This window comes from Streptomyces cellostaticus, assembly GCF_001513965.1.
Classification (GTDB): Bacteria; Actinomycetota; Actinomycetes; order Streptomycetales; family Streptomycetaceae; genus Streptomyces; species Streptomyces cellostaticus.
On record NZ_KQ948081.1, the window covers coordinates 1 to 9,864 of the forward strand.

Annotated in this window: 11 protein-coding genes and 1 pseudogene; 7 read left to right on the forward strand and 5 right to left on the reverse strand. The window is 66.3% G+C overall.

Annotation, left to right across the window (positions count from 1 at the left end; translation table 11 throughout):
• The first annotated feature begins 157 nt into the window (after positions 1 to 157).
• The gene (locus tag AQI88_RS41830; RefSeq protein ID WP_159050574.1) at positions 158 to 1,273 is read left to right on the forward strand and encodes a tetratricopeptide repeat protein; all 1,116 of its coding nucleotides are present in this window, start codon (positions 158 to 160) and stop codon (positions 1,271 to 1,273) included.
• Positions 1,274 to 1,524: 251 nt separating this feature from the next.
• On the opposite strand, the gene AQI88_RS41835 is transcribed toward AQI88_RS41830, so the two are convergent.
• On the reverse strand, positions 1,525 to 1,737 hold the full coding sequence (locus tag AQI88_RS41835) for a hypothetical protein (RefSeq protein ID WP_067011035.1): 213 nt from the start codon (positions 1,735 to 1,737) through the stop codon (positions 1,525 to 1,527).
• Between the two features lie 322 nt (positions 1,738 to 2,059).
• On the opposite strand from AQI88_RS41835, the gene AQI88_RS48365 reads away from it, so the two are divergent.
• Positions 2,060 to 2,512: a hypothetical protein gene (locus tag AQI88_RS48365; RefSeq protein WP_244184645.1), complete on the forward strand. Its 453-nt coding sequence runs from the start codon at positions 2,060 to 2,062 to the stop codon at positions 2,510 to 2,512.
• A 47-nt stretch (positions 2,513 to 2,559) separates the two neighbouring features.
• Here the strand turns inward: AQI88_RS48365 and AQI88_RS41845 are convergent.
• Both AQI88_RS41845 and AQI88_RS46425 read right to left on the reverse strand, forming a co-directional pair.
• A pseudogene (locus tag AQI88_RS41845) lies at positions 2,560 to 2,811 on the reverse strand (IS5/IS1182 family transposase); the annotation flags it as partial.
• Between the two features lie 47 nt (positions 2,812 to 2,858).
• Positions 2,859 to 3,026: a hypothetical protein gene (locus AQI88_RS46425; protein ID WP_159050576.1), complete on the reverse strand. Its 168-nt coding sequence runs from the start codon at positions 3,024 to 3,026 to the stop codon at positions 2,859 to 2,861.
• On the opposite strand from AQI88_RS46425, the gene AQI88_RS48725 reads away from it, so the two are divergent.
• Positions 2,967 to 3,089, forward strand: coding sequence for a hypothetical protein (locus AQI88_RS48725; RefSeq protein WP_279616606.1), 123 nt, complete (start codon positions 2,967 to 2,969; stop codon positions 3,087 to 3,089). The genes AQI88_RS46425 and AQI88_RS48725 overlap by 60 nt on opposite strands.
• A 120-nt stretch (positions 3,090 to 3,209) precedes the next feature.
• Here AQI88_RS48725 and AQI88_RS46430 read toward each other — a convergent pair whose 3' ends face one another.
• Positions 3,210 to 3,350 (reverse strand): hypothetical protein, encoded by a 141-nt coding sequence (locus AQI88_RS46430; RefSeq protein ID WP_159050577.1) that lies wholly within the window; start codon positions 3,348 to 3,350, stop codon positions 3,210 to 3,212.
• Positions 3,351 to 3,485: 135 nt separating this feature from the next.
• Between AQI88_RS46430 and AQI88_RS41850 the strand changes: the two genes are divergently transcribed.
• The 3 genes from AQI88_RS41850 to AQI88_RS41860 all read left to right on the forward strand — a co-directional run bounded on the left by AQI88_RS41850 (position 3,486) and on the right by AQI88_RS41860 (position 6,798).
• Positions 3,486 to 4,043: an EF-hand domain-containing protein gene (locus AQI88_RS41850; RefSeq protein WP_067011037.1), complete on the forward strand. Its 558-nt coding sequence runs from the start codon at positions 3,486 to 3,488 to the stop codon at positions 4,041 to 4,043.
• A 341-nt stretch (positions 4,044 to 4,384) separates the two neighbouring features.
• Complete coding sequence (locus AQI88_RS41855; RefSeq protein ID WP_067011047.1) at positions 4,385 to 5,431, forward strand: terpene synthase family protein; 1,047 nt, start codon at positions 4,385 to 4,387, stop codon at positions 5,429 to 5,431.
• The gene (locus AQI88_RS41860; RefSeq protein ID WP_067011039.1) at positions 5,431 to 6,798 is read left to right on the forward strand and encodes a bifunctional albaflavenone monooxygenase/terpene synthase; all 1,368 of its coding nucleotides are present in this window, start codon (positions 5,431 to 5,433) and stop codon (positions 6,796 to 6,798) included. The genes AQI88_RS41855 and AQI88_RS41860 overlap by 1 nt, the downstream gene beginning before the upstream one ends.
• Positions 6,799 to 6,962: 164 nt before the next feature.
• On the opposite strand, the gene AQI88_RS41865 is transcribed toward AQI88_RS41860, so the two are convergent.
• Positions 6,963 to 8,276: a HEAT repeat domain-containing protein gene (locus AQI88_RS41865; RefSeq protein ID WP_159050578.1), complete on the reverse strand. Its 1,314-nt coding sequence runs from the start codon at positions 8,274 to 8,276 to the stop codon at positions 6,963 to 6,965.
• Between the two features lie 276 nt (positions 8,277 to 8,552).
• Between AQI88_RS41865 and AQI88_RS41870 the strand changes: the two genes are divergently transcribed.
• Positions 8,553 to 9,836 (forward strand): IS701 family transposase, encoded by a 1,284-nt coding sequence (locus AQI88_RS41870; RefSeq protein ID WP_079058188.1) that lies wholly within the window; start codon positions 8,553 to 8,555, stop codon positions 9,834 to 9,836.
• Positions 9,837 to 9,864 lie beyond the last annotated feature (28 nt).

Sequence of the window (9,864 nt, forward strand, 5' to 3'; positions counted from 1 at the left end):
CCTGTTCGGCTTGGCGGAGTATATAGGCGGGAGCCAAGGCCTCTTCACTCGCTGGTGGTGCGCTCAGGATGCGGAAGGGAGCTCCCGAGGTGCCTCCCTTGTCCGGGCGGCGGTCGACTGTCGTCGGCTGGGCTTGACCAGGCCACTGGACCGCCAGATGTTGCAGGAGCTGCACACCGTCTACCTGACCGACCGGCCGCAGCTCCGGCACGAGTCCGAGGACGAAGCATGGATCTGGGCGCTGCGCCAGTGGGAAGGGAGTCTCTCCCTGCTGTTCCCTTGCAGCGTCCAGGGCGAGGACTCATCCCCCGTGGACGTCTTACCTCGCCTGGTCATTGCTGCCAGACGGGAAGACGAGAACAACGCCGGTAGCCGCGGTCCCAAGTGGGTCCGCGACGACGTCTGCACCCGTGTACTCGCCAGGATCGGCCCTCACGAGGCCGTAACCGTCGCGTCGACCGCGCATTCGTACGGCCGGTACCCACTCGTGCGTCGCGCCTACCGGCACGCCATCGACCAGTACACACAGCAGCACAGCGCCGAGGACGACAGGACTCTCGCCGCTCAATGCGACTTCGCGCAATGGCTGCAAGTCATCGGTGCGTTCGACGAAGCTGGGCAAGTAGCGCGCCGTGCCCTGGACATACAACAGCGCAGATTCGGCGAAGAGGACACGCGTACTTTGGCCACTCGCCACCTGATGGCGGTTCTCCTGTTCGACACCGGTCGTCGCGACCGTGCAGTGACGGAGTGCCAGGCGGTGCTCGCCCTGAGGGTCAGGGTGCTTGGCGAAAACCACCCGGACACGCTGCAGAGCAGGATGGCCCTGAACTCGATGCGGGAGCCGCTGTCTCCGGACGCCGAAGTGGCCCAGCTACGGGCAGCCCTGCAGGCGCGTGTCGACGACGCGGACTTGGGCCCCCACCACGATGCGACGGTCACGACTCGGTTCGCACTGGCCATCGCCCTGTGGCAAGCCGGACTGCCGTCTGAGGCTCTGGAGCAGGGCCACATCGTGCTGGATGAACGCCGTCGGACTCTCGGCAGGACACATGAGACGACCGTGGACACGGTACGCACCCTGGCAACCTGGCTGGGTCAGCGCGGGAATGCCGCACAAGCCGCCACCATGTTGGCCGAACTACTCGCTGAACAAGAACGCAGCCTTGACCCGGAGGAGAATCCCAGGCACCGGCGTAGCATCCGAGACACGAGAGACAGCCTGGCCTATTGGCTGGGGCAAGCCAGCGCGGGGAACGTCAACAACAGCTGATCCGGCAGCTGGGGCGGAGTGTTGGGCATAACTGATCGTTTCAGAATGACTTGAGCCCACGATCTTGCGCTCAGTGATCTCGGTCGGCAGGGTGTCCGCGTGCGAGCTGATCTTGTTTCCGGATGACCTGTGGAAGCGCGTTGCTCCGCTGCTGCCACCCGCGCCCGAACGGCGCCATCATCTTCCTCGGCGCCGTCACCGCAGCCGCACTCCTCATCTGGCTCCGATCGTGAACGCAGAGACCGTTCCCGTCATTCTTCGTCCGCGTGCAGGCTCATCGGCGCCGGATAGATCTCCGCGCCGTCCTCGAACAGCCGGACCTGGTCGATGCCGCCGTCGCGCAGGTCCCGCCACTGCTCCCCGATCCAAGCCTCGGCATCGCCCTGGGTCGTGAACTCCTCCGGTTCGACGGTCGGCACCGCCTCCGAACCGTCCGCCTTCTCGAACCGCCACGTCCACGCCATGAGGCTCCTCACGAAGAGTCAACCGGTTCAGTCGGCTGGGGAAACTGTTTCCTTAGACCGTGCAACGAGCTACTTGATCGAAGAGACACTGCCTAGTAGGCCGTTTCGTTCGGATCACCCGGCTGCTGGAAGAGATCACACGGCCTGGTGGTTTCGCGTCGGGCCTGGGCGGCAGTCGAAGGCGGGCGTGATGTGCTCGCCGTGCCCAACCCGTCTCGTAAAGGAACCCACATGCCACTGCTGCCGCCCATCGGCGCGGAGATCCCGACCAGCTCGCTCGCCGTCGACACCCCTCTCAAGATCCGGGGGCTCGTTGGTCAGCGTGGACTTCAGGGGCGGTTTCAAGCAACGCGTCGAAGTAGACCCCGATGACCCGAAGAACAGCGTGCGGATGAAGATCGTCGGCTTCAGGTACAGCGCGGAGCTGCCCGGCGCCGACGTCGGCGAGGGCGGGGGCGGGCGCGGCACGATCACGATCGAGCAGGACGATGTCGATGACGATCCGAAGAGCCGGCTGAGGCTGATCCAAGAATCCCCGCCGCGATTCGAGCACGTGGTCGTCGCGACCTTCACCATGGTCATCGATCAGTCCGGAGGCGAACCCCTGATCCTGACGACGAAGGCCCCGGCCAAACTCATCGGTAAGCTCACCCAATACCCGCCGAAGGGCGACTTGTACCAGCTGCAAGAACCGGTCGATCTGGTCCTGCCGGATGACCCCGACACCGTGATCGCAACGATCCAGAAGTTCCCAGCCAAGGTCGGTGGCCTCTAAGCGACGTCGGCGCTCCGGACGAAACGGCCTGGGCGGTTTCGTCCGGATCAGCGGGCGGACCACAGGAAGATGCCTGCGATGTGGAGTCCGGCCAGGTAGATGGCTGCGGTCTTCTCGTAGCGGGTTGCGATGCCTGGCCCCTGCTTGAGGCGGTTGATGCACCGTTCGACGGTGTTGCGCTGCTTGTAGGCCGCGCGGTCGAAGGCGGGTGGTCGGCCGCCGTGACTGCCCTGACGCAGCCGATGGCCCCGCTGATCCGCCCGAACAGGAATCACCGCCCGGATACCGCGCTTGCGCAGGTGTTCGGGGGAGAGGCACTCGCGCCCGCGCCGGAGGGTTCGACGCGCTACTCGGCCGGCGCATGGAAACGAACCGGCCAGCCGTTCCACCCGATCATCTGTGCGCGCTCCTGAACGAGGTCGGGGTCCCGGCCGCCGCTGCCCGCGGCGCCGCCATGCGCCAGCAACTCCTCGAACTGCCTGCCCCCGACGTCGCGGACGCTCTCTGCTACCACGACAAGACCACCACCCGGCTCCAACGAGACCGGAGGGACATGGAGCCGATACGCCGCCGGTGATCACCGGCGGTCACCCGCCGACTGGGTTCTTCGGGGCACTGGCGACAGTTGAATACGAGAGCCCACCAATACCGAGGCCGTCTTCCTGTGTGGCTGTGCGGCGCCCGTCAGCAGGGTTACTCAGTGGCGGCGGCACACGCCCAGCAACGCCCGCAGCGGCCAGCCGGAAGCCCACTGGCCGAGCGGGTCACGGTCCACGAGATGGACGCCGAGTCTCCGGGCCTGGGGGACCGCCTCGCTGGTGCACTTTCCGTTGGTCACGATCAAAATCTGTGATTTCGCTGGCGCGACGTACCCCGTGAGCACATGTTCGGAATGTCTTGTAAGCCATGTTTTGCGTGTTCGTGGTTTCGCCGGGGCATGCTGCCGGCGGCACCCCCAAGCGAAAGGTGTGCGATGAGTCAGACATTCCTGGAGCGGAAGATCGCCCGGTGTTTCGATCTACTCGACCGCAACAGCGACGGAGACCTCAGCAGGGACGACTGTGTGGCGCTGGCCCGCGCAGCAGCCGACGCTTCAGGCTTTGCCGCCGAGTCCGCTGACGCTCGGCGCGTTCACGACGCCTACATTCGTCTGTGGGAGGTGCTGCTGGCTCCCATGGACTCCGACGGCAATGGTCGAATCAGCCGGGATGAGTACGTCACCGCCGTTACCGGGCTGTCGGCTGACCCCGACGGGTACGCCGACTCGCTGGGGGTGGCGGTGGATGCGTTCGTTGAAGCTGGAGATGCTGACCGGGACGGTCGGCTCTCGCAGCCCGAGTTTTGGGCTCTCTACCGGGCAACCTTCCCTTCTCTTGGACGGGAGGAGATCGTCGATGCCTTCCGGCATCTGGACCGGAACGGCGACGGTCACCTCACCCGGCAGGAGCTGAGCCAAAGCATCCGCGAGTATCTGCTCAGTGAGGACGTCAACGCGCCGGGGAACTGGTTCTTGGGACGCGTGGACATCTGATGCTGCCGGGCCCGGTGCCAGCCGGTCCAGCACCCGCCGGAATCTGACCACAGACCTCGCTGATCAGCGGGTCGGCACACCGTCTGCCGTGATGAGCACACAGTCTGCCGTGATGAAGGGAAAGGGGCGGGAGCCGGTTGGACAGCGACCCGCGCGATGTGATCATTCCCCATGGCGAGGGGTGGTACGGGAGCAGGAGGATCGCCCCGTCGATCGCTTGCCACGAGGGCACGGTGAGGGGAAGCGATGGAGGCCGTCAGTGTCAGGACGCGCGAAGCCTTGAGCAAGCGCCTGTCCTCCCCCTGCCCCTGACGCGCCGGTTCTCTGGCAGCTCGAGGATCGTGTCATCGCCGACCAGTTCAGGGGCCTTCTCACTTCCCCAGGTCGAGATTGGTTTCTCCCGCAGGCTGCACCCGTACTGGCCGAAGCTGCAGGTGAGAACGCGGACGTGGCTTTTGGAGCGCCGACTCATGTTGCCATGCACCGTCGAACGATTCGCCGATGACTTGCGTTACACGGATCTGGTTGCCGGCTACTACCTGGGCGCCCCTGACGAGTTGCTGTCAGCGATTGCTGACTTCAGCGCCTGGTTCTTCGCGTGGGACGATCGGCACGACCGTGACGTGGTGCACGGCAGGTCTGAGGCGTGGCGTCAGCTATGTAAACAGTTGCACACGGTGCTGGATGCCCCGCACGGCCACCTTGTTCATTCAGACCCACTGGTTGCTGCGCTGGCGGACTGCCTGGTGCGCATTCAGTCGCATCTCACCGACACGTGGAACACCCGTTTCATCGAACACTTCCACCCGGTGGTGGACGCCTACAACCGGGAATTCCGGAATCGTACGTACCGAACCGTTCCTACCGTGGCGGAGTACATCGAACTGCGGCGCCTTACCTTCGCGCATGCGCTATGGATCGATCTGCTCGAGCCCACCGCAGGCTGTGAGCTTCCTGACTTTCTCCGCAATGATGGAGCTTTCCAGTGCGCGGCACTGGCCACCCAGGACTTCTCCGCCTGGTACAACGACCTGTGCTCACTACGTAAGGAACTCGCAGGCGGCGAATTGCATAATCTCGGCATCAGCCTCATCTGCCACGAGAAGATGTCACACCACGAGGCCGTGGCCGAAGTGCACCGTCGTGTCAGCCAGTGTGTCGACACGTTCCTGGCGACCGAACCAGCTGTGCTGGAACTGGCCGACCGCGCCGCTAGGGGAAGCGTGTACGGCGCCCGGTACGCCGCCGCGGTCAGGTCCTGCCTGCTCAACATGCGCAACTGGTTCAGCTCGGTGTACTGGTTCCACCATGAGTCCGGGCGGTATCGGGTGGAATCTTGGAACGATCGGTCCACACCTCCCTATATTGATGACCCCGGAGGCTTCTAATGACGATCGAACCGAACCGGGCGTCCGCCGCATCGGTACAGCTGCCGGCTGTGCCCCCGCAGGCCGTCGGCGGCCTGCCAGTACTTGGACACGCGTGGAAGCTCATGCGAGACCCGCTGGGATTCCTGACAGAGCTGCGCGACCACGGTGATCTCGTACGGATCAAGTTGGGGCCCAAGTCCGTCTACGTCGCCACCGCCCCCGAACTGGTCGGCTCCCTGCTGAAGAATCCCGACTGCGTTGTGGGGGGCCCTCTGTGGGACACACTTGAGGTACTGCTGGGCAAAGGGGTCGCCACCAGCAACGGGCAACTGCATCGCCGCCAGCGCCGTATGATCCAGCCCGCTTTCACCCCGGAGCGCATCGCGAACTACGCAACGGTGATGGAGGAGGAGGCACAGGCCACAGCTGCTCGGTGGCAGCCCGGCACCGTCATCGACATCAGCTCGGAGTTGTTCAACACGGCCGTGCGTATCGTGGCGCGTTCGCTGCTGGAAGTCGACTCCCTCGGCGAGAAGGCGGACCTGATCGGTCAGGCCCTGCATACGGTATTCGAGGGACTGTACCGGCGAATGATCCTATCGGCGGGAGCCTTGTACCGCCTTCCCACGCCGGCGAACCGGCGTTTCGACCGCGCTCTTGCCGCGCTGCACGAAGTCGTCGACGAGATCGTCACCGAACGCCGATCCTCCCGGCAGCAGCGGGCAGACCTGCTGGCCGTCCTGCTCGCCGCCACAGACGAACACGGCAACCCACTCAAAGACCGCGAGATTCACGACCACATCGTCTCCCTCGTCGTGGCGGGCGCGGAGAACGTGGCCTCCACCATTGCCTGGACCCTGCACCTACTGACCGAACATCCCGAGCAGGAACGACGCCTGGTTGACGAGGTGAACTTGCTTACCTCGGGGCGACCGGTCACCTTCGCGGACCTCGGGCAGTTGCCACACACCCGCAACGTCATCACCGAGGCAATGCGCCTGCGTCCGGCAGCCTGGATCTTCACCCGCCGAACCGCAGCCGCCACCACCCTGGGCCCCTTCCGAATCCCCCCGCACACTGACATCGCCTACAGCCCCTACGCGATGCAGCGTGACCCCCGCTCCTTCGACCAGCCCCTGATGTTCGATCCCGACCGGTGGACCTCCGGACGGGCCGCCGCCGTGCCAAAGCTGGCAATGATGCCGTTCGGCACCGGCAACCGCCAGTGCCCCGGAGATCACTTCGCACTGGCCGAACTTGTCATCATTTTGGCCACGGTGACCGCAAGGTGGCGTCTGCTGCCCGCCCCCGGCACCGACACCACCACCCAGATCGGCATCACGCTGCACCCGAAGCGACTACTTCTGCGAACCGAACCGCGCTAATACTCCAGTGCGACTTCGCGATCTTGTGTTGGTCGCATGTGGCCGAGGGCTTCGTTGGTGGGTTCGAGGATTTGCGGGTGCGTGAGCGTCGGGACCAGGCGGCCACCACATCGTGTACCGGGTGGGCAGGGCAGAGTCGGCCCCGATACAGAGGCGAGCGTTCGCTACTCGGTCGTGGCCGACGCTTCCCGCTCCCTTTGGCGCTGCTCGTACCGTGAGGGCGCGCCGAGTATCCAGGACCACGACTCGTACTCGTCGACGGGGCCCACCCGGTCGGCGCCATCGATACAGCGCGGATCGTCCCGCTCGGCCAGTCCGTAGACGGCCCAGATCCGGGTCTGCTGGTCGTCGTCATCGAGCAGATCGGCGAGGGTGTCCCCGATGGCGGGTTCCGGATTCAGGCTGTACGCGAGCCCGTAGCCGGCGACTTGGCGAACGGAGGGGTCAGTGTCCCGGGCCAGTGCAAGCAGGACGTTCAGCCCCTCGGAGGTGAACGTCTGCCGTCCAGACCTCTCCGAGTTCACGATTCTCAGGGTCGAGGGCACCACGGCACGTACCTGCGGGGCAGCGTGGGCGAGGAATGAGAGCCCTAGCGGCTCGATCCTCGGGTCCTCATGGTGGCTCAGGCCGGCCAGGGTCTCGGCCAGGACGTCCGGGTGCCCCTCCTCCTTTGCCCAGTCGAGGAGGAGCTCGAGCGTGCGCTGTTCGAACGGGCTCGGGACGTCCGTCAGCTCAGCCTCGAGGTGGAGGCAGATCAGGACCTCCGCGCCGAAGCGGCGGTGCAGGGGATCGGGATGGCCTCGCAGTGCCGCCGCAGCCTCCCAGGTCTCGTCGTTCTGCCTCCGGGCAAGGGTTCTGACGATCTCTGACCAGACGGCGTGTTCATAGTCCGGGTACTCGAGTGCGCACGCTCGGGCCGCCAATTCGTCAATGCCCAGGTGTAGTCCGAAGTGCTTCTCGAGGAGAGTGAGGATCCCTGTGTGGCCGTCGCGGACGGTTATTCCGCCGAGCCGGATCTCGTGGTACTCGGTGCACCACTCTCTGTCCCGGATGCGCACCCGCTCGACCGCATCCGAGGCGCCGGTCCGCTCCCGGAGCATGGCGACCGGGCCCATCTCATGCCACTGCCGGGCGCGCGCCAGCAGTTCCGCGCGGGTGGCCTCGCCGATGAGGGCCGCTCCACCGAGCAGGCAGTCGGCGAGCCCGATGGAACCGCTGTCGACGGCCCGCAATCGTGGGGTGGTCCCGTCGGGCAGCTGGCGGTCCGGATCCGCGCCGCCCTCCACCAGGTAGCTGGCGATCGTCGAGTTGAACGCTGAGATGGCCAGGCAGAGTGCGGGGGTGCCCTGATCGTCTAGGACGTCGGGATCCGCCCCGTCCTCGAGCAGTATTCTGACCGCGTTCTCGTCCCCGCTCCGCACCGCCGTGATGAGTGGATCCTCGCCCATCCCCAACCCCCTGTTGCACTCGATCGCCACGCAGCCGCAGGCCGGGAGAGACATCGTCGGCCGAGTCCGTGACGCCGTCCCCGGGCCGGAGCCATAGGCTGAACATCCGGGCGTCGGGCCGCTGACGGCATGTCGCATCGGCGGTCGATCCCGAGCCTCGTCCTGCGCGGATCCCACTGGCTGAAGCAGCCTGTCACACCCGGTAGATCTGGAGCGGCCACCGCGTGATCATCAAGGGTTGTGTGGACTCCTGAAGATCGTGCTGTGGCCGCGGACCACAGCATAGATGCCGCCCGTTGGCGTGCGATGTTCGACCAGGCCATGGCCCGGATCGCGGGCCGGTTCAAGCGGGTGGAGCCGCGAGCGACGGCCCGCGCCTTCGTGCTCGCCCTGCTGTCCGGCGTCGAGCGGAAGAACTGCTGGCGTCTGGCCGAGCATGCCGGTCACAGTCGGCCCGGGCCGATGCAGCGGCTGCTGCGAAGTTCCCGCTGGGACGCGGATGCGGTCCGCGACGACGTCCGGGCCTACGTCCTCGAGCACCTCGGTGCCGACGACGGCGTCCTGATCGTAGACGAGACGGGCTTCTTGAAGAAGGGCACCGCCTCGGCCGGCGTGCAGCGCCAATACACCGGCACCGCCGGGCGGATCGAGAACACTCAGGTCGGCGTCTTCCTCGCTTACGCCTCCAGCAGAGGACGGGCGTTGATCGACCGCCGCCTCTACCTGCCGGATGCCTCGTGGTGCCAGGACGCCGAGCGCCGAACCCGCGCCGGGGTGCCGGACCAGGTGGAATTCGCGACCAAGCCTACGCTGGCCCGGCAGATGATCACGGGAGCACTGGACGCCGGGATCGGCGCCTCCTGGGTGACCGGCGACGAGGCTTACGGCCAAGATCCCGGCCTGCGCGCGCTGCTGGAGTCCCGCGCGATCGGCTACGTGCTGGCCGTTGCCTGCAGCAGACGGGTGCGCATCAACCAGGGGCGGACCACTGCCCGCGCGGATGCGGTGGCCGACCGCCTGCCCGCCTCGGCCTGGCACCGGCAGAGCGCCGGAGCCGGAGCGAAAGGGCCTCGCTACTACGACTGGGCCTGGATCGAAATCGGTGCCGACCGCCACCGGTACCTGCTGATCCGCCGCAACCCGAGCAGCGGCGAACTCGCCTTCTACCTGTGCTGGTCCCCGAGGCGAGTGCCGCTGTCCGAGCTGGTCCGGGTGGCCGGGACCAGGTGGTGCATCGAGGAGTGCTTCCAGGCCGCGAAGGGTCAGGTCGGCCTGGATCACTACCAGGTCCGCCACTGGACCGCCTGGCACCGGCACATCACCCTGGCCATGCTCGCATTGGCCTTCCTCGCCGCACTCGCCGCCGATGCGACGCCGGCCAGGGCCGCGCAGCCCAGCCGACCCATCCGCAGCACCGGCCCGATCGACCTGACCGTTCCGGAGGTCCGCCACCTGCTCGGCGCCCTGCTGAACCCGACGAACAGCTCCCCGCGCATGCTGCTGCACTGGTCAAACTGGCGCAGACAGCACCAGGCGACAGCCCGCCGCAGCCATTACCGGCGGCGACTCGCCAGCCCCTCAACCGGATAGATCACGAAGCCGCACTGGAATACTAGTA

Bases quoted from the DNA above. Each gene is read 5' to 3' on its own strand.
- AQI88_RS41870 (WP_079058188.1), top strand. From the start codon at position 8,553: ATGTTCGACCAGGCCATGGCCCGGATCGCGGGCCGGTTCAAGCGGGTG.
- AQI88_RS48725 (WP_279616606.1), top strand. From the start codon at position 2,967: ATGCGCCAGCAACTCCTCGAACTGCCTGCCCCCGACGTCGCGGACGCT.
- AQI88_RS41860 (WP_067011039.1), top strand. From the start codon at position 5,431: ATGACGATCGAACCGAACCGGGCGTCCGCCGCATCGGTACAGCTGCCG.
- AQI88_RS41835 (WP_067011035.1), bottom strand. From the start codon at position 1,737: ATGGCGTGGACGTGGCGGTTCGAGAAGGCGGACGGTTCGGAGGCGGTG.
- AQI88_RS41830 (WP_159050574.1), top strand. From the start codon at position 158: ATGTTGCAGGAGCTGCACACCGTCTACCTGACCGACCGGCCGCAGCTC.
- AQI88_RS41850 (WP_067011037.1), top strand. From the start codon at position 3,486: ATGAGTCAGACATTCCTGGAGCGGAAGATCGCCCGGTGTTTCGATCTA.